The organism is Mesorhizobium sp. WSM4833 (assembly GCF_055811095.1).
The window spans coordinates 379,959-398,473 of the sequence record NZ_JBVVQG010000002.1 but is presented as its reverse complement, the minus strand read 5'-3'; the positions used below and the strand labels follow the sequence as shown (position 1 = coordinate 398,473).

General features: G+C 61.4%; 15 protein-coding genes. 4 read left to right on the top strand and 11 right to left on the bottom strand.

What is annotated here, in order from left to right:
* Positions 1-24 precede the first annotated feature (24 nt).
* Positions 25-789 (top strand): HpcH/HpaI aldolase family protein, encoded by a 765-nt coding sequence (locus AC0L2D_RS05125; protein WP_473540511.1) that lies wholly within the window; start codon positions 25-27, stop codon positions 787-789.
* Between the two features lie 15 nt (positions 790-804).
* Positions 805-2,022 carry an NAD(P)/FAD-dependent oxidoreductase gene (locus AC0L2D_RS05120; RefSeq protein WP_024503251.1) on the top strand — a complete coding sequence of 406 codons (1,218 nt, stop codon included), beginning with the start codon at positions 805-807 and terminating at the stop codon, positions 2,020-2,022.
* A 113-nt stretch (positions 2,023-2,135) separates the two neighbouring features.
* Here AC0L2D_RS05120 and AC0L2D_RS05115 read toward each other — a convergent pair whose 3' ends face one another.
* The 8 genes from AC0L2D_RS05115 to AC0L2D_RS05080 form a co-directional block, all read right to left on the bottom strand.
* Positions 2,136-2,867 (bottom strand): ABC transporter permease, encoded by a 732-nt coding sequence (locus AC0L2D_RS05115; RefSeq protein WP_063173765.1) that lies wholly within the window; start codon positions 2,865-2,867, stop codon positions 2,136-2,138.
* Positions 2,868-2,872: 5 nt separating this feature from the next.
* A complete protein-coding gene (locus tag AC0L2D_RS05110) occupies positions 2,873-3,580 on the bottom strand; it encodes an ABC transporter permease (protein WP_063168719.1) in 708 nt (235 codons plus the stop codon).
* Between the two features lie 77 nt (positions 3,581-3,657).
* Complete coding sequence (locus AC0L2D_RS05105; RefSeq protein ID WP_473540510.1) at positions 3,658-4,455, bottom strand: transporter substrate-binding domain-containing protein; 798 nt, start codon at positions 4,453-4,455, stop codon at positions 3,658-3,660.
* 71 nt (positions 4,456-4,526) lie between these two features.
* The gene (locus tag AC0L2D_RS05100; RefSeq protein WP_473540583.1) at positions 4,527-6,491 is read right to left on the bottom strand and encodes a DUF2817 domain-containing protein; all 1,965 of its coding nucleotides are present in this window, start codon (positions 6,489-6,491) and stop codon (positions 4,527-4,529) included.
* A gap of 67 nt (positions 6,492-6,558) precedes the next feature.
* On the bottom strand, positions 6,559-8,085 hold the full coding sequence (locus AC0L2D_RS05095; RefSeq protein ID WP_473540509.1) for an FAD-binding oxidoreductase: 1,527 nt from the start codon (positions 8,083-8,085) through the stop codon (positions 6,559-6,561).
* Positions 8,082-9,203, bottom strand: a complete 1,122-nt coding sequence (locus tag AC0L2D_RS05090) for an aminotransferase class I/II-fold pyridoxal phosphate-dependent enzyme (protein ID WP_013530416.1) — start codon at positions 9,201-9,203, stop codon at positions 8,082-8,084. Before AC0L2D_RS05090 ends, AC0L2D_RS05095 begins: the two co-directional genes overlap by 4 nt.
* Positions 9,204-9,245: 42 nt before the next feature.
* Positions 9,246-10,373 carry a 2Fe-2S iron-sulfur cluster-binding protein gene (locus AC0L2D_RS05085; protein WP_473540508.1) on the bottom strand — a complete coding sequence of 376 codons (1,128 nt, stop codon included), beginning with the start codon at positions 10,371-10,373 and terminating at the stop codon, positions 9,246-9,248.
* Entirely contained in the window at positions 10,370-11,410 is a 1,041-nt protein-coding gene (locus AC0L2D_RS05080; protein WP_224674942.1) for an aromatic ring-hydroxylating dioxygenase subunit alpha, read from the bottom strand. The genes AC0L2D_RS05085 and AC0L2D_RS05080 overlap by 4 nt, the downstream gene beginning before the upstream one ends.
* Positions 11,411-11,532: 122 nt before the next feature.
* Here AC0L2D_RS05080 and AC0L2D_RS05075 point away from each other — a divergent pair, with 122 nt between their 5' ends.
* Positions 11,533-12,450 carry a LysR substrate-binding domain-containing protein gene (locus AC0L2D_RS05075; protein WP_013530419.1) on the top strand — a complete coding sequence of 306 codons (918 nt, stop codon included), beginning with the start codon at positions 11,533-11,535 and terminating at the stop codon, positions 12,448-12,450.
* 400 nt (positions 12,451-12,850) lie between these two features.
* Here the strand turns inward: AC0L2D_RS05075 and AC0L2D_RS05070 are convergent, their stop codons facing one another.
* On the bottom strand, positions 12,851-14,248 hold the full coding sequence (locus tag AC0L2D_RS05070; protein WP_224674943.1) for a YcaO-like family protein: 1,398 nt from the start codon (positions 14,246-14,248) through the stop codon (positions 12,851-12,853).
* A gap of 165 nt (positions 14,249-14,413) precedes the next feature.
* Here AC0L2D_RS05070 and AC0L2D_RS05065 point away from each other — a divergent pair, with 165 nt between their 5' ends.
* Positions 14,414-16,324: a hypothetical protein gene (locus AC0L2D_RS05065; protein ID WP_473540507.1), complete on the top strand. Its 1,911-nt coding sequence runs from the start codon at positions 14,414-14,416 to the stop codon at positions 16,322-16,324.
* 35 nt (positions 16,325-16,359) lie between these two features.
* Here the strand turns inward: AC0L2D_RS05065 and AC0L2D_RS05060 are convergent, their stop codons facing one another.
* Entirely contained in the window at positions 16,360-16,761 is a 402-nt protein-coding gene (locus AC0L2D_RS05060) for a hypothetical protein (protein ID WP_013530422.1), read from the bottom strand.
* A gap of 54 nt (positions 16,762-16,815) precedes the next feature.
* Positions 16,816-18,483, bottom strand: coding sequence for a peroxidase family protein (locus AC0L2D_RS05055; RefSeq protein ID WP_473540506.1), 1,668 nt, complete (start codon positions 18,481-18,483; stop codon positions 16,816-16,818).
* Positions 18,484-18,515: the final 32 nt, after the last annotated feature.

Sequence of the window (18,515 nt, the reverse complement as noted above, 5' to 3'; positions counted from 1 at the left end):
CGCTCATCGGAGACTGACCGCAAAATGCAAGAGCGCCTCAACACGCTGAAGGCTGCCGTGTCGGCCGGCCGGGCCCGTATCGGCATCTGGTGCTCGCTGGCTTCCGCCCTGACGACGGAAATTGTCGCGGGCTCCGGCGCCGGCTGGCTGCTGATCGATGGCGAGCATAGCCCCAATCATCTGCGCAGCATCATGGCCCAGTTGCAGGTCATGGGCGGCTTCGACAGCGAGGCCGTCGTCAGGCTGCCTTCCGACGATCCCAATCTGATCAAGCAGGCCCTGGATATCGGTGCGCGCAGCCTGATGATCCCCAATGTGCGGACGGCCGATCAGGCCCGCGCCATTGTCGCGGCCATGACATATGCGCCTGGTGGATTTCGCGGCTTCTCGGTCGGTCACCGTGCCAACGGCTTCGGTCGCATCGCCGGTTACCACGGCAAGGCGCGTGAGCAGCAGCTTCTCGCGGTACAGATCGAGGATGAATTGGGCGTCGCCAATGCCGCGGAAATTGCGGCAGTGGAAGGCGTCGACGTTCTGTTCGTCGGGCCCGGCGACCTTTCCACCAACATGGGTGCGATGGGCAATCCCGGGGCCGCACACGTTCAAGAAGCGATCGCCTCGGTGCGCAAGGCAGCAACGGCGGCAGGCAAGGCCAGCGGGATCCTGGCTCCCGCAAAGACCGATGCCGACCGCTACATCGCCGACGGCTTCACCATGGTTGCCGTTGGTTCCGACCTCGGCCTGCTGGCGCGGGGCTCGGATGCCCTGGTCGCTTCGTTCACTCAGTAGACCGGAGATACAGCCATGCCGATCCCCCGGTACAAAGCGCCGTCACGGACCGCCTACGACATCGTCATCGTCGGCGGCGCCGTCATCGGTTCGTCCACGGCCTACTGGCTGAGCCAGGCGCTGGGCAGCGGCGCCTCGATCCTCGTGGTCGAACGCGACTCGAGCTACGAATTCTCGTCGACGGCGCTCTCCACCAGTGCGATCCGGCAGCAATATTCCAATCCGATCAATGTGAAGATCAGCCAGTTCGGCATCGAGGTCATCCGCGGATTTCAGGAGCGCATGGCACCTTTCTACAAGGACGAACCGGCGCCCGACCTCGGCTTCAAGGAGCATGGGTATCTTTACTGCTGTTCACCCGACGGCGTCAAAGCGGCCCGCGAGCGCGTCGATCTGCAGCGCAGTTTTGGGGCCCACACGGTGTTTCTTGAGCCGGGCCCGCTGAAGGATCGCTTCCCCTGGCTCAATGTGGAGGATCTCGGTGGCGGTTCCTGGGGGGCCAGGGAAGAGGGCTGGTTCGATTCCGTGGGGCTGATGAACGGTTTCCGCCGCGCAGCCCGCGCCAGCGGCGTCGAGTATATCGACAATGCCGTGACAGGGCTGGATATCGCCGATGGGCGGGTCATCTCGGTGCGCCTCGCGACCGGACAGACGGTTGCCTGCGGAACATTGGTCAACGCCGCGGGCCCGCGCGCTCAGCAGGTGGCCGCCATGGCCGGCCTGTCGATCCCGGTCGCGCCCTACAAGCGCTACAGCTTCGTCTTCGCCAGCGCCAACCCGATCCCCGGCCGGATGCCCAATGTCATCGACCTTTCCGGAACATTCGTGCGTCCCGAAGGCGAGCTTTTTCTCACCGGCAACACGCCGCAAGGCGACGGACCGGCCGGCTACGACGACTTTGAAATGCACCATGAAGAGTTCGACGACTACATCTGGCCGGCACTCTGGCACCGCATTCCGTCTTTCGACGCACTCAAGGTCCAGACCAGTTGGACCGGCCACTACGAGTACAACATGCTCGACCACAACGGCATCGTCGGCTTCCACCCGCAGGTGACCAATTTCATGTTTGCCAACGGCTTCTCGGGGCACGGGCTGCAACAGTCGCCAGCCGTGGGCCGGGCCGTTTCAGAACTTATCGTTCACGGGGCTTTCCAGACGCTCGATCTTTCGCCGTTCTGTTACGAGCGCATAGATCGCAACGAGCCGTTTCTCGAGGAAGCAGTGATTTAAAGCGAGACGATCGGTCACCCATTTTATCTCGGGCATTCAGCGTCCAATGAAATTGCATTTTAGTCAGAGACGTCGTGAAAACTACTCGCTCGGATCGCTCTATAGCAGGAGCGTCACGAACCCACGGTCGATCGATTTGGTTGCGGCGCTGCCAGATCTCGGCCAGAGGAGGCCTCGTGACGCATGAGAAAACGCTCTATGGCGCGGATGATGGCGATCAACAGCAGATTGATCACAAGGTAGAGCACGCCGGCAATGGCGAAGATCTCGAAGATTGCGAAGGTCTGGCTCATCAGCCGCTTGGCGTAGCCGGTGATTTCGAGCACCGTGATCGTCGAGGCAAGGCTGGTCCCCTTGACGACCAGGATGAGCTCATTGCCATAGGCCGGCAGCGCCTGGCGGATGGCGAGCGGAAACTCGATGCGCCGGAACCGCAGCATGCGCGACATGCCGCATGCCTGCGCCGCTTCGACGAGGCCAACCGGAACCGACATCAATCCGCCGCGCAGGATCTCCGACGTGTAAGCAGCCGTGTTCAGCGCAAGCGCCAGCACGGCGCAGCGCGCGCCGTCGCTGATCAACCACCACAAAGCTGCGTTGTCCTTGATCAGGGAAAGTTGGCCAAGCCCGTAATAGAACAGGAAAATCTGCACCAGCAGTGGCGTCCCGCGAAAGACATTGGAATAATATTTGGCAAAGCCTGACAGGAAGCGGTTCGACGACAGCCGCATCAGCGCCAAACCGAGGCCCAGATTGAAGCCGATCAGCACCGAGACGAACGTTAGTGCCGCTGTGACCCACAGGCCCTTGAGCAGGACGGGAACCGCTAGCTGGATGAGATCCATCATAACTACTTTCTCGTCCTCACCCTGAGTAGGCGTTCGATGCCGTCGAACCCGGCCTGGCTGACGAGCGTAATGGCCAGATAAACCACAGCCGCGATCAGGTAGAAGATGAACGGGTGGCGGGTGGAATTGGCGCCAATGAAAGAAATGCGCATCAGCTCCTGAAGGCCGACCACCGAGACCAGGGCCGTGTCCTTGATCGTGGTCTGCCAGACGTTGTTGATTCCGGGAACCGCGATGCGCAGCATCTGCGGCGCGATGATGCGGCGAAAGATCCGGCCGCCCGATAGCCCGAGCGCGCGAGCGGCCTCGATATGCCCATTGGGGATCGCCCCCAGGGCCCCGCGCACGACCTCGGTCGAATAGGCGCCGGAGATCGCGCCGATGGCGATGACCGCGATGACGAACGCATAGCCGCTCTCCGCGACCCCGGCATAGCCGAAAGCGGTCACGACCTTGGTCACGAATTCAACCGAACTGAAAAACAGGAGGTAGATGATGAGCAGCTCGGGCACGCCGCGCACCAGCGAGGTATAGGCATCAACGAGCAGCGAGAGCGGAAATATCCGGGCCCATTTGATCAAGCCGCAGACAATGCCGATCACCAGCCCGGCCGCCATGCTGACGAGACCCACCAGGATCGTTATCGACGCGCCACGCAGGATGGCGGTCACCCAACCCGCTTCCCAAACCTGCCAGAGACCGAATTCCATCTGAGTTGCCCTAGTCTTGTCGTGCCAGCGAAGCGCATGCGCCCGGCGCTCCGGGCGCATGCGAGGGTTCCAAGGCGTTATTTGCAGGGCCGGGAAATGTCCGTCTTGAACCATTTCTCGCTTGCCGTGCCGACCGAGCCGTCCGCGATCAGCTCGCAAAGCGCCTTGTCGATCTTGGCCTTGAGTTCGGTGTTGTCCTGCGCGATACCGACGCCGATGCCTTCGCCAAGCGTCGGGTCGTATGTGCTCTTGATCTCAACACCGACCAGTTGGAAGTTCTTGCCGTCAGGCTTGTCCAGAAAATCCTGCAAGGCGGATTGATCGGCGAAAGCCGTGTCGATACGGCCGCTCGCCAGGTCGATCTGCATCTGGTCAAGCGTGTCGTAGGTTTTCAGGTCGGCATTCGGTGCACGCTTCTCGAGGAAATGCGCGTGGGTCGTGCCAGCCTGCACGCCGACCTTCTTGCCGTCGAGCGACTTCAGCAGCGTGTCGACGTCGGTGATCGCGGCCAGATCAGAACCCTTGGCCGCTACGAACATGTTGGCCAGTTCGGCATAGCCGACGCTGAAATTGATCTCCTTCTTGCGATCGGCGGTGATCGACATGCCCGAGATGATGACGTCGAAGCGCTTGGCCTTCAGCGCCGGGATCAACCCGTCGAACGCCTGCACGACAAAATGGCAGGTCACCGCGAGTTTGGTGCAAAGCAACGCGCCGACATCGGCGTCGAAACCGGTGACGTTGCCATTGGCGTCGGACATGCTCCATGGCGGGTAGGCGCCTTCCGTTCCGATGGACAACTCGCCTTCGGCCGCCAATGCGCTTCCCATGCTTCCCGCGAGACATGCGAGCAGCGTCAAGATTTTCAGTTTCATATCAGTTCCCCTTGTTGTTGGTCTTCATTGCCGTTGTCCGGTGCGAACCGGACGCTTCGAGAATGCTTCCCTCACAGTGTCCGAGCCAGGAATTGGCGCAGACGCTCCGAGCGCGGGCTGCCGAACAGCTCCGCGGGCGCACCCTCTTCCTCCACCTTTCCCTGGTGGAGAAACAGAACCTTGTGGGAGACCTCGCGCGCGAACTGCATCTCGTGCGTTACGAGGATCATGGTGTTGCCTTCCTCCGCCAGTTGACGGATCACGCGCAGCACCTCGCCGACCAACTCGGGATCGAGCGCCGATGTCGGTTCGTCGAAGAGGATGACTTTGGGACGCATCGCGAGCGTTCGGGCGATCGCGGCGCGTTGCTGCTGGCCGCCTGATAACTGGCCCGGATAATGAGCGTGCTTGTCGGCGAGCCCGACCTTCTTCAACAAAGCGTGTGCATGTTCGATGGCCTTCTCGCGGGGCTCCTTCAAGACGTGCCGGGGCGCTTCGATGATGTTCTCCGCCACAGTCATGTGCGGCCACAGATTGAAGTTCTGGAACACCATGCCGACGCGGGCGCGGATGCGTTCGACCTGCGCCATATCGGCTGGCCCAAGACGGCCGCTCGACAGCGGCTTCATCTTGATCACCTCGCCATCGATGGCGACCTTGCCGCCATCCGGCTGCTCCAGAAGATTGATGCAACGCAGGAACGTGCTCTTGCCCGAGCCCGACGAGCCGATCATGGAAATGACCTCACCGGCATGGGCGGTGAGATTGACGCCCTTCAACACCAAAAGCGAGCCGAAGCTCTTGTGAAGCTCGTCGATCTGCACGGCCGGCGTGGTGATCTTTGCCTTGTCAGCGGGCGCCGGATCGGCCGCGACGGCAGGAAGGGTTGGCGGCGTCTGTTCGCTGCTGGTGTCCTGGGTTATCTCGACGGTTCGCAGGTCCGCCAGCGCACGATCGAAATAGCGCAGGCTGCTGGACAGGCACGTGCGTTGCCAGTCTGGGTCATCCGGGATGAAGGCGCAACGCAGAGTGTCGCGGATCCGCTTGCCCAACGGCGAATCGAGCTTGCCGAACAGATGCAGCCAGTTGTCGGCCTGGACCGCTTCCATGACAGCCGGCCCGTCCAACGTGCCGCATTCAACGACAAGCGGCAGCACGCGCGCGTTCGGCATCGCCTTGCGGACGGCATCGGAGACATAGCCGGTCGCCGTTGCCGTGATGCCGGTATCGGTCTTGGCGCCCTGGCCTGTCAGGACTGTCGCCAGCGCCGGCCCGAAGATGGATTTGCCCCAGGCAAGGCCGTCATGCTCGGAACTCGCCACAGAAAGCAGAGCCGGATAACCGTAAGGCCCGGCGCCGGTATGCAGGTCGAAGACGATGGCCTGGCGCGCCGCGCCGGCAAAGGTCTTCAGAATTTCGTTCAAGGTGCGGTTCGACCAGACCGGGCCGCCACCGCCGTAGAACATGCCGTCGGCGAACTCATACTGGCCGGCTTCGACGATCGCCGCAAGCCCGGCATGCCCAAGCCTTTTGCGCGCCACGGCGAGCTTCTCGTCGGCCGCTATGCGGTCCGGTCCCTCCCACTCGCGATACGCCATGGCGTCGTGCAGGCCGGCATAACCGTTGTTGACGGGAGCACTTGAAGACCAGTCGATGAAGTTGCGGTTGAGGTCGACATTGTCCTCGTTGACGCGCCGCGACCAAGCCGTACCCCAGGGATTGATGAGGTGAATGGCAAGGATGGCTGTGTCGCCGGGCAGACGCCGCAGGTTCTTCCGGCCGAGCCAGGCGGTCTGGCAAGTCGAGCCGAACGGGCCCTCGACACCATGCGTACCGGAGATGAGCACGATCAGTTTGCGCGCATCGCGGCGGCCAAGCAGCGCCACATCCGTCGCCAGCGTCTCGCCATCGGGGCCGTTCAGCGGATGAACATATTCAGACAGTTCCGCGCCGGCCCGCTCGGCGGCTTCGCGAAATCTCCTGCGAAGGACGGCGAAATCACGGGCATAGGCGGGGGCTGGCTCATCATGGCGCATGGTCGATCCCACCGGATCGCTGGCGGTTGCGGTCAATCCGTTCATTCCCTGTCGTTCCACCGTGGGGCTATTCATCGTTGTGATCGCTCGTGTTCTGAGGTGGCAATCGGCCCTCATTGCCGGAAAGGAGCGGTCTGGAGGACCGGACAAACCAGGCGTCGGAGGGAAGCACCTTGTCGGGGTTCATGATCGACTGATCGTCCAGCGCTCGTTTCACCCGCTCCATCGCGGCGAGCTTCGTCGGGTCAACCGTCGCCAGCAGCGAATGGATGCGCTTGGACCCAACACCGTGCTCGGCGGAAAAAGAACCGCCAATCTCCCGCAGTTGTTGGTACAGGACGCTCTCGGCAGCCTCCGCTACGTCAGGCGCCAGCGGACCCTGACGGTTGAGGATGATATGCAGGTTTCCATCGGCCAGGTGACCGAAGACATAGGGCGCCAGACCCGGTTCGATCGCTGCGAGCCGGGGCAGGATTCTGTCGAGATAGGCCGGAATTTCCGACAGAGGCACCGACACGTCGAAGGAAGGCGCTTGGGGATGAGCGCGATAGAGCACGCCGGTGTCCTCGCGCAACCGCCACAGGTCTTCCTCTTGCCGCCGCGAGCCGGCAATGATGCCGGTGGCTTCAGGATAGCGCTCCATCACTTCCGAATAGATCCGCTCGAAATCTTCGCGCAGCGCCTCTTCGCGCGCGCCGCCAAGCGACAGCAGCAGGAACAGTGTCTGGTCGAGCGGCACGCTCGGTTCGGACCATTCATGCGCGGCTGCGGCCAGGCCGAAATACGAGGTCCACATCGCCTCCGCCGCGCGCAAATGTCCCGCATCCGATTCAAGCGCCAGACGAATGATTTGCAGCGCCGCTTCGACAGACGGCAGCCCGAAAAGCGCGGTGGCGGTGGCTCGGGGCGAAGGGTCGAGCTTGACGACCACGCGGGTCACGATGCCAAGCGTGCCCTCCGCACCGATGAAGAGATGCTTCAGATCGTAGCCGGCGGAATTCTTCACCACCCGCGTCAGATCGGAATAGACCGATCCATCGGCCAGCACGGCCTCCAGGCCAAGGACGCGGTGGCGCATGACCCCGTTGCGAAAGGCCATCACGCCACCCGCATTCGTGGACACCATGCCGCCGATCGTCGCCGAACCGCGCGCGGCAAGATCGATACCGGGCTCCAGCCGGTGCTCAAATGCGGCAGACTGCAAAGCTTCGAGGGTAACACCGGCACCGACGATCGCCACGCGCTCGACCGGATCGAGCCGCTCGATCCGGTTCATACGTGCCAGGGAAAGAACGATCTCGCCCGGCCGCGAGACACTTCCGCCGACCAGGCCGGTCCGCCCGCCCTGCGGCACGATCGGAATCTCATTTTGACTGCAGATGCGCACCACCGCCGCGACCTCACCGGTCGATGAAGGCGCAACGACGATGCCGGCGGCGCAATCCGTCCCGTTCGAACCAAGGTCGATCGCCCCGGTATCATCACTGGTCCGCACATTCGAGGCGCCAACGACACGGCGGATCGCGTCGACAACCGACAACGGCACCGCTTGCTCGATCCAGTTCGTTTGCCTGGGAGACGCGTGGCCGCTCATCGCCCCGCCAATCCCTGAAGCGCCGTGATCAGCCGGTCGTTGTCGGCCGGCAAGCCGATGGTGGCGCGCAGATAGTGCTCGTAGCCGGTTTCGCGCCACGCCTTGACGATGATCCCCTGCTTCAGGAGACCGGCGGCAACGCTGGAGCTGTCGCCCTTGCAGTCGAAGAACAGGAAGTTTGTCTGCGACTGGGCAACCCGGAAACCAAGGCCCTTAAGTGCGGCGGCGGTGCGCACGCGCTCGGCTCTGACGCGGCCCGCCGACGCCTTCATCCAGCTTTCGTCGGCCAGTGCCGCAATAGCGGCGACCTGTGCTGCCGCATTGACGTTGAACGGCGTCTTGGCGGCCGCGATCACTCTTGCCAGTTCGAAGCCCGAACAAACGGCATAGCCAACGCGCAGCCCCGCCAGGCCATAGGCCTTCGAAAATGTGCGCAGCACGACATGGTCGATGCTGCTGTTGCGCAGGACCTCGATGCCGTCGGGCGCGCCGGGATCGGCGAATTCGAAATAGGCCTCGTCCAGGACAAGAAGCGTGCCGGGCCGCACGGCGCCGATCAGCCGTCGCAGGCCAGCGTGGTCGAGACCGGGCCCGACCGGATTCCACGGCGAGGATATGAAAACGATCCGTGGCCCGACGGCGATCGCCGCTTCGAGCGCGGCAAGATCGAACCCCATCTCGGGTGTCATCGCAATCTTGACGACATCGGCACCGGCAGCCAGCGGCTCTATCTCATGCAGCCCGAAGCTCGGCACCGTGGTGACGACCGAGGCGCCCGGCACCAGGACGGCGCGCGAGATGGCGGCGATCATCTCCTCGGAACCATTGCCGGCAACGATCATGCCAGGATCGATCGCCAGTTTTTCGCCAAGCGCCGCCCGCAGCGCCGTGCAGGCCGGATCGGCATAGCGCCATGGCTCGAAGGATGAGGAGGCCAATGCGGCCATGACGGCGGGAGAACACCCATCCGGGTTCTCGTTGCTGGCCAGCCGGGCGACATCGTTGCGGCCACTCAGCGCCCGCGCCATCGAGATGTTCATGCCGGCATTGTAGGGCGGCAAGGCGGCGATATGCGGATTGAGCGGCAGGCTCGACGCTGGTTTGACCGACTGTTCCAAATCCCGACTTCCGTTTCCCCGCGCCCACGCGCGGCAATCTTGTCAAATATCGAGGACGACTGATCCGCGCGGCTTGGAGCAGCACAACAGCACTTCGCCGCTTCCAAGCTCGTCCAGCGGTTCTTCGAAATAGGCGATGTCGCCCGAGATCAGCCGCGACTTGCATGTGCCGCAGATGCCGGCCCGGCAGCTGAATTCCGGCAACAGACCTTGGTTCTCGGCGAAGTCGAGCAACGATACGGCCGAGCCATCCCAGACGGCCGTCAGGCCCGACTTCCGAAATTCTACGGTTGTCGCTTCCCCGGCCGGCTCGATCCTTGCCGGCTGCGCTGGAACCGCGGGAACTCGCACTGCATCGGGCTCAAGCACCGTCGCCGGGCCGAAGAATTCGTAGGCAATGCGATAGCTTGGCGCGCCAAGCTCGCGCAGCATGACGTAGATCGCCTGCATGAACGGCGGCGGGCCACAGAGGTAGAAATCATAGTCATCGATCGGCAGCAGACGCTGCAGCACGTCCCGCGAAATCATGCCTTCGCTATGGAAGCGCTGCTCGGCCTTGTCGCGCTCGGACGGGTGCCGGTAGCAGAAGTGTGCGGTCAGGCCGGGACGGGTCGAGACCAGGCCGGTCACCTCATCGCGCAAGGCATGCACATCGCCGTTGTCGCAGGCGTGAATGAAGACGGCACGGCGGTCCGGCAACGAAGCCAACGCATGCAGCATCGACACCATCGGCGTCAGCCCGACGCCGCCGCTGAGCAGCACGACTGCACGGTTGCTGGCCTTGTCGAGCATGAAATCGCCGCGCGGCCCTTCCGCCTGAAGCACATCACCGAGGTCGATACGGTCATGCAGGAAGCACGAGCTTATCCCATCGGGAAGCCCCGGCCCGGGTGCTGCCTCACGCTTCACGCTGATCCGATAGGAAGCGCTGTCTGGGGAACAGGAGATACTGTAGTTGCGCAGCACATATCCCCTTTCGCCGGCGGCCTCCCGCGCTACCGGAATCCGGAACACTAGGAACTGGCCCGGCTGGAAGTCGCGCCAGTCCTGTGGATCGACCGGCTCGAGATGGAATGAAGTGATGAGGGCGCTTTCGCGCACCTTCGCGACCACTTTCAGGTCGCGAAATCCGCTTCTTGCGATGGTGTCGCGAGCGGTGAATGCATTCATTCGGCAGCTGCCAATTGCTGGCTCTCGCTGGCGATCAGCTTGGCCAGGTTCCGGCGAAAGCGTAGCGGTCCGACATCTATCTTCAGATCGAGATTGGGCGTGCGCTTGTTTGCCATGCCCTTGTGCACGGCATTGAGCACGGTGCGGTCCTCGTCGAAGGCGCCGCGCACAGAGGTGGCGAACTGGCGGGAAACCTCCAAATCGTCGGGGGCGAAATTGCGCATCTGGAACCAGTAATATTTCGTCTGGTTCTCATCGACCGGCGTCATGAAGTTGTAGGAGTCCATGAGGAACACGTCCTCGTGCAGCGGCTTGCCCTCGCCGCCGGTGCGGGCCGGCACGAAGATCGCCTTGATGATGGCGTTGGAGGGGTAGCGCACTTCGTAGTGCTGCTTGCGGTCGCAATTGCCTGAGAATTTGAGGAAAGGCGCATAGAAGGGCGCCGGCGCGGCATCGACCACCCAGCGCCACACGGTCACGCCGTCCGCGCCTACGGTGGTTTCGAGTGGCGCATCCTCCATCGCCTGAACTCCGCCGAAGGAGGACTGGTGGACCCAAGACACATGCGAGGGGTCGAGCAGGTTGTCGGTCATGTAGAGGTAGTTGCAATCGAGCGCCATGGACTCGCCGCGATTGACGCCCCATGCCGGATCGCCCCAGTGGTCGACCGCGAAAATCAGCGCGGGGTCGGCCTTTGCCGTTTCGCCCATCCATATCCACAGCAGCCCGTAACGTTCGGCGATCGGATAGGAACGAACGCATGCCACATGCGGTATCTTTTCAGCACCGGGCACGCGCGTACAGGTTCCGGTGCTGTCGAAGGTCAGCCCGTGATAGCCGCATTCGACAGTGTCGCCCTTGATGCGGCCCATGGACAGCGGCAGCTTGCGGTGGGGACAGGCATCCTCGAGCGCCGCCACCACGCCATCGGTCCGGCGGTAGAGGACAATATCCTCGCCAAGTATCCGGGTCGGCACCAGCCTGTCGGCGACCTCATGGTCCCATGCGGCAACGTACCAGCAGTTTCGAAGAAACATGGCGTCCTCCCGAGCTTGTGACGCCTAAACGAATATCTTGCGGGCCTGGGACGACATAGGGCTTGCATCTGCGTTCTATTTTAGAAAAACTAAATCAAGCTGACCCCAGGATCGTTGCCCAGGTGAAGAAGACGCCCCCACTGCGTGCGATACAGGCCTTCGAGGCTTTCGGGAGGCGTGGCAGTGTGACGGCGGCCGCCAACGAACTCGGCGTCTCCGTCGGCGCGGTCAGCCAGCAGATCCGCAAGGCCGAAGACGCCCTGGAGGCGCGGCTTTTGGAACGGCGCGGCAGGAGTGTCGCCCTTACCGCGCTGGGCCGCGTTTACCACGCAGCGGTTGCCGTCGGCTTCGAACACATTCGCGACGCCCAGGATCTCATCGAACAGGCCCGGTCCGCGGACACTTTGACCATCTCCTGCCTGCCGTCGTTGGCCAGCAAATGGATCGGCCCGCAGCTCCTGGATTGGCAGGTCGACCACCCCGGCGCGACCGTGCGGCTGGTGGGCGCCGAGACGGAGCCAAGGCTGGGCGCCGAACAAGTTGACTTCCGTATTTCGTACGGCACGAAATATCGTGATTTCGAGCACTACACCGAACTGTTCACCGACTGGGTGGTGCCGGCCTGCTCGCCGACGCTGCTGGCGAAACATCCGGTCGGCAAGCCCGCCGATATTCTCGATCTGCCGCTTCTCAGCATCGAATGGGCCCGCGATCACCGCTCGCCGCCGACATGGGCGGAATGGGCCGCAAGCATCGGCGCGGTGCACCGCAGAACATCCGGCGAAGTGGCCTTTTCCCTGTCGAGCGCGGCGATCGATGCGGCGGCCAACGGAAGGGGCTTTGTGCTGGCGCAACTGTCGATGGCTGCCGACGATATCGCGTCGGGCAGGCTCGTCGCCCCGTTCGACAAGCGGATCAGGCTGCCGGAACCTTATTTTTTGGCTTGGGATCGGGCCATTCTTGAGAAGCCTTTTGGTCCTGAGCTGCGAGCCTGGATTGTTTCGATTTCCAAGCGACTGGGCGCAACCTTAGCCGGATAGTCGAACACCGATCTGGAGACACAAGTTTGCATCTGCCGAGTTCGCGCGCACCAGCGTCTTAAGAGATCCAGACATTGGTCGGCGGTGTGCGGTCCCACGGATTGCTTCGGTTTGCCCTAGATATCTCGACAAAAGTCCGCTTTTTTCGCCCTTCTTGCACCGCTAGCCGTCGGGCGGCTTTGCGACCCAAAACAGCAGCGTTCGCGCCCTCAAGTCAACAGGGGTTCACTCAACTTCCCTGCTGTACGAGATCCCGGCGAACTCGGAGCCCCTGCTTGAGCAAATCCCGACGTACACGAAGTCCTGGCCCCGCCCACAATCGTAACGCCGGCTTCCTCATCAGCGTCCTGTAACCGGCGACGGGTCTCCAACGTGACCGTGTCGTCATTGCCTGTAACAATTAGATCAAAAGTTTTCTGGCCTGCGAGAGGCGGCCTGCTGTTTTGCTCGAATCACTTGCGATGGAAGGTGCGGCGTTTCGGTGGCAGCCCCAGCGCGCTTTGAAATGGGATAATCCCTCGCAGATCGCCTTTGCAACGGGGATACCAATCTCGGATCGCGAAAGATCGGCGAACCAGACCTGCGAACCACAAACTTCGCCGATTTCATTCAGCAGGTCGGTGACGTTGCTTTCGCCAGCGCTTTCCAGGCCGTCGGCAGGCCTGCCGATGGCGAAACGAAAGTTGCGCACGTCAGCGAAACGCTTCCAGCGGGTCATCCGACAATCGTCATCGCTCATCGTTTTATTACGGGGCCGTTCTGCCCTTTCGGCATGGGCCTGCATCGCAGCTTCGGATTGTATCAATTCCAAAAACGCGGACCGGGCGGCAGCAACCATATCGAAGCTGCACCCGAAACCCACCGCCATATGCTCGCCACTGTCTTCGCAGCTGATCGCCGCCGTCACGATGGCCGTGCGGAAGGACGAGATATCGAGAAGCCAGAGCCTGCGTCCCGTTTCTTGGCGATGCTGCTGGATGTGAGACGCCAAGCCTTGGTCATCAAGCCGCGCGATATCCAGCCGCTTTCTCAGGGAGCCTCGGTGCCACCATATCCCTGTGGCGTCTCGTTCGACGAGTTCAAGCAAGGCGCGGGTTCTTGCATCGGCCCGCGTTGTGCCAGCGGCGCAACCATTGGTGTCGACGTTCAAGCTGCAATCGCCATATGCGACGTCACCAAAGCGGCCATAGCAGAGAAACGCCGGACAAAGCGCGACCCTATCGTCATGGAAGCTGCGAACGGACGCCCATAGCTGAGGATTGTTCAGATGATCCGTTGAAGGGATACTGTCCCAGCCACGCCACACTCTGTTGAGCCGATCGCGATGTCGGATCTGTTCCAGCGAAAAGCCCAATACCTGAATCGCATCGATCCTCATTCCATCGCCTGGAGAGCCGATGCGTGCTGACGCCGTGACGTCTTCGGCTCTGCAGGCCCAGCTGGAAATCTCCGCGGCCTCTCCGAGGCAAGACAGCACGGCCGTGCCGGCATCAAAGCCTTTGCCACTTGCTGTGAATCGTTTCTCATTCCCTTCGAATGGAGCAATGTTGGACATAGCCAGGAATCCACCCGGAACATCGAACACTTCAACGCCAATGTCGTAGCGTGTCGCGAAGTGCAAAAGGGGCAGCCCATTCTCGGGCGCAGCGACAAGGGTCGCAGCCAGATTCTCCAAAACATCCAAATCATCTTCACTCGACTGGCGGTCCCAGGTCGGGTCGTCTTGGTTCACCGTCATCGGCCGGCCGTGATGCATCAGCAGAGCAAGCGTTGTCCAATGCGACCCGCGCAACAGCATGTTGGCTCTTTCAATATCTTGGCTTCTGCTGTTTACGTAGGGTAAGCGGTGGGCGCCCGTTGGCGACCGAGACGATAGCCGGCGGAGTTGACAATTTCCACAGACGGTCTGGCGATTAGGCTAATCGGCGGTTTCGAGCTTCGCAAGGGCTCGGAGACGTTCTCGTTGGGCAAGCGGAAGGCCTGCGCGATTCTCGCCTATCTGTTACTGAGCGGCAGGTCACGCGAGACGCGCGGGCGACTGGCGGCATTGCTTTGGAGCGAGCAGGACGAGGAGCATGCGCGCGGATCACTGCGCCAGTGCATAAAGGATCTCCGACGCCTGGCAAGCGAGACCAGGCTTAATTACCTCGCGGTCGACAAGCTCGTCCTGGGAATCGATCCGACTGCAATCCGTTCCGACATCGATGAGCTTGAACGTGCGCTCGACGACCGCAATTATGACGGTGCGCTGCTCCTGCTGGCCAAAGCCAGGGATGGACTTTGCGCCGGGTTGGACGATTGCGATCCTGTCTTCGACAACTGGCTGAGAATGCAGTCGACGATGATAACCGACAGGCTGGTGACACGGCTCGCAGCCCGGCTGGCGGCCGAGACAGACCCGAGACAGCGCAAATCCATCGCTGCGTGCATCCTGCAACTTGATCCGTTTTTCGACGATGCCGTGGTGGAGACCATTCGGAGGGTCTGTGAGGAAAGCGGTTATGCCCGCGCCCTAGCGTTCTTCGACCGCTACGCGGCCGAACTCAAAGCGGACATGGATCTGCGACCACCGGCAGAAATCCTCCACCTTCTAGAGGCGCTCAAGCCGGGCAACGACGGTGAAAAGCGGGCGGCTGACCCCGACCTTGCGCAAAGCGATCACGACAGCCGCATCCCAGGGAAGCCGACAATCGCCATCATCATTGCCAGGCGCGAAGCAGAGAACGAACACCTGCAATTTGCCTTGGCGACAGAGCTTCTGGCTTCGATTTCCCGATTTAGGCATTGGACAGCCGTGTCAACGGAGTTGCAAGCCGGTGAATTCTCACTGGATCAGATGCATCAGGCGGCAGGCGAACACGTGGATATCGGCGTCCTCATCCGTCTGATCGACACGGATGGACCAGCAGTGTTCCAAATTACCTGCTATGACTTCCTGCAAGAAGGAGAAGCCTTCGTTCTCACCGTTCCGTCGGATCCGTCTTCCTGGCGCTCGGCCTTCAATGAAGTTTGCGCACGCTTTTCCGCGCGCCTGCAGATTGCCTTGTCCAGTGCCAGGCTGCATCGCATATCGCAAGCTTCCCCGAACCATTTCTCGGCCTATGATTGCTGGCTGGACGGACAGCGGCTTTCGATCATGTGGCGAAAGGACACCGAAGAAGCTGCCATCGCCCGCTACGAGGAAGCCATCCGGCTTGATCCCGATCTGTCCTGCGCCTATTCCAGCCTCGCTGCGGTGCTCAACTCGCGTTGGATCGTCGTTCCGGGTGCATCGTCGATCGAGCAGGATCTAAAGCGCGCATTCGAACTGGCCAAGCGTTCGGTTCTGCTCGACCCATTCGACCACCGCAACCAGGTAAATCTGGCCTGGAGCCACCTTCTGGCGCGACGCTGGGAGCTGGCCGATTTTCACTTCAGCCTTGCACATGAGCAAAATGCCGGGAACCCCGCGACGTTGATTGCCTACGCGCTGGCCAGCTCCTTCATGGGTGATCATCAACGGGCATCGGAGCTTTCGAAGCGCAGTTTCGACCTCAATCCCATGCCCGACGCTCACTATCATGGCTACCAGGCGACCATTGCCTTTCTCGCCAATGATCTGGAGGGGTGCGTGGCCGCTGCGGTCAAGAGCGATCAACTGTTCGCCGACATCCACGGCTGGTCGGCGGCGGCACTTGCGTTGCTGAAACGCAACCGCGAGGCCGGGGATGAGTTCAGACGTTTTCTACGCAACCTAACGGCGGCGTGGCAAGGGCCGGGTAGGCTTGACCGCGCTGTCGCCGTGGAGTGGTTCAAGACCGCTTTTCCGATCCGGTTACCAGTCGATCAGGAGAAGCTGGCCCGTGGCATCGAATTGGCAGCCCAGTCGGGCTGACACGGCCGAACCGTTGCTCGCAATTGCGCCGGGTTTCACTTGCAGCGTGACATCACGTAGTCGCCGAGGCGCTTATGATATGCGCTCAAACGGTTTTTCTTTATTTGATCGGGCGGGCCGGCGTTCGGGTCGAGATTGTAGTGATCGGGAAATGTATAGTCCTCACCGGGTCCATCCGCCGGCGCAATGGTGGCGATCGTTTGCTCGACGTCGCCGGTGAAGGGAAAGGCGATGTTCACGATCAGGTCTTGGTCGAAGTATGGTTGGATGGTGATCTCCTCCCAGGTTTTGTCCCTGGGCGTCATGAACCCACGCAGCAGGTCCTTCATCGCCTCCTGATCTCCACTTCTGAAGATCGCTTGCTTGGCCGGATCCTTGATCAGGTCTCGGATGAATTCGCCAAGCGCCTCGAACTGCACATCTTTGAACTTCACCATGTCCACTTTCCCCGCTAAACCAGATTGAGCACTGTAGCGCTGCCGTTATCAGCGCTATTGAAAACCCTGACTGCCGAGCAGGCCGCCAAGCACTTCATCCGATACCTTCGCAGTATCATTGAGATCGAGCAGTCCTGCCAGCGTTTTTGGCTCTACGTCCGGAATGAGCCTGCGAGAGGTGATATCCGTATCGGCAGCCTTGAACAGTGCGGATGCGATCGTGGCGGCCACCACATAGGAGCCAACTGGGCCAAGATGGCTGCCGTCATTACCAAGAACGGACGCCTCCTGGATGATATAGTAGGAGAGAGGTGTTTGCCTCAGGAACTCCGGGTACCGTTGCAAAGCGGCCCGAAGTCGGCCGGCGTTGTAGACGTAACGTTTGGCGCAGGCGGCCGTGGGAAGCATGTCATTGCCCGTCAGGACCGGCACATCGATACTGTTGTCGCCCAGGGCGGTCTTCACCGCACCGGCCACGTCCTGCCCGGATGGCAAACCAAGGTCGTAACAGCGCCAGCAATCCATGAAGGCAACCGGCCGGACTGTGCCGTTCAATTCCGCACTCAGGCCGGCAATCGTCAGTTCTTTCGACAGGAATGGTCCTATGCGCCGGGCACTTTGAGCTTTCGACGGGGTGTCGGCTGAGGCAAACCGGTTCCAGTCGACAATCCAGTTCTCGGGTATTGGAATCTCCCCACCCGGGCGCAGGCTGGAAAAGGACAGCATTTTGCGCAGATTGGCTGGTTCTTCGACCGACCTGTCGTTCACGACATAGAACTGCCGGACCATGGCGTGGGCAAAGCGCGACGCACCGAAGGTGAATTCCAAAGGCAGCGCATTGAAAGTTTCAAGTGCCGAGACTCCGGCGCCAAGAAAATCGTCACTGGCGAAAAAATGGTCCCATATTTCCGGAGCCAGAACTTTTCTCAGATAGTCGTTGATGATCACAGTGCGGTAAACCGAGGTCAGATAGATCCTGGCACGCTTGTAAGCTTCTGCTGGGTCGGTGCCGATGCCAAGCAGTAGATCCACGATCCTGTTGTGGATGCCCATGAGTGTGCAGAGCAGTTGCGACAGGACAAGATTGTCGTCGTTTCGCGGATCCGCCACCAAGGGCCGATAAGGCGATCGCCGACCCTCGACACTGATAAACTTGCCCGAGAAGTCGATGCGCGGCAAATCACGGCCTTGCATGGTCTTACCGTCGACCGGAAGCATACTGCCTTTCATGCAAGGCAAGCCGATCGGAAAGCGGCAAGCCGACAGGTCCGCCCCATCCGCAACATCGTAGAGATGGGCGTCGACGATTGGCCCCCGCCCATAGAGCCCCGAAAGGTCAAGGCCTTGCGAGGACGCGTTCTTCAAATGATGGGTTTTGCCTGGCGGCTTGGGCAATCCGAATATTTGGCTGAAGACGATGTCATGGAACACGAATTGACCGAAATAGGTAAAGCCGGCTGGTGTAGGGCTGAGATCACTGCCTTCAAGTCCATCGGTCGGGCCGACCATTTCCGCCGTGATGTCCAGCAAGCCCGCCTTGGTGCGGTCGATGGCGCTCTCGTCTTCGGTTGCGTCAAACAAGGCGATCGGCACGTCCGCCAGGGATGGGAAGAGCCTGATGCCTCGCAAGGTCGGCTTGTCGTTGAGGCCGTCGTCTGAATTCTGGTTTGACCGGTTCGGTATGTTGGCGGCTTCGAAGGAGGACGTTTCGCCGTGGAGCATCGAAGTAGACCTCGTTTTCCAGAAGGATGAAT

Coding starts and splice junctions, on each gene's coding strand:
- AC0L2D_RS05125 (WP_473540511.1), top strand. CDS start 25: ATGCAAGAGCGCCTCAACACGCTGAAGGCTGCCGTGTCGGCCGGCCGG.
- AC0L2D_RS05120 (WP_024503251.1), top strand. CDS start 805: ATGCCGATCCCCCGGTACAAAGCGCCGTCACGGACCGCCTACGACATC.
- AC0L2D_RS05115 (WP_063173765.1), bottom strand. CDS start 2,867: ATGGATCTCATCCAGCTAGCGGTTCCCGTCCTGCTCAAGGGCCTGTGG.
- AC0L2D_RS05110 (WP_063168719.1), bottom strand. CDS start 3,580: ATGGAATTCGGTCTCTGGCAGGTTTGGGAAGCGGGTTGGGTGACCGCC.
- AC0L2D_RS05105 (WP_473540510.1), bottom strand. CDS start 4,455: ATGAAACTGAAAATCTTGACGCTGCTCGCATGTCTCGCGGGAAGCATG.
- AC0L2D_RS05100 (WP_473540583.1), bottom strand. CDS start 6,491: ATGCGCCATGATGAGCCAGCCCCCGCCTATGCCCGTGATTTCGCCGTC.
- AC0L2D_RS05095 (WP_473540509.1), bottom strand. CDS start 8,085: ATGAGCGGCCACGCGTCTCCCAGGCAAACGAACTGGATCGAGCAAGCG.
- AC0L2D_RS05085 (WP_473540508.1), bottom strand. CDS start 10,373: ATGAATGCATTCACCGCTCGCGACACCATCGCAAGAAGCGGATTTCGC.
- AC0L2D_RS05080 (WP_224674942.1), bottom strand. CDS start 11,410: ATGTTTCTTCGAAACTGCTGGTACGTTGCCGCATGGGACCATGAGGTC.
- AC0L2D_RS05070 (WP_224674943.1), bottom strand. CDS start 14,248: ATGCTGTTGCGCGGGTCGCATTGGACAACGCTTGCTCTGCTGATGCAT.
- AC0L2D_RS05060 (WP_013530422.1), bottom strand. CDS start 16,761: ATGGTGAAGTTCAAAGATGTGCAGTTCGAGGCGCTTGGCGAATTCATC.
- AC0L2D_RS05055 (WP_473540506.1), bottom strand. CDS start 18,483: ATGCTCCACGGCGAAACGTCCTCCTTCGAAGCCGCCAACATACCGAAC.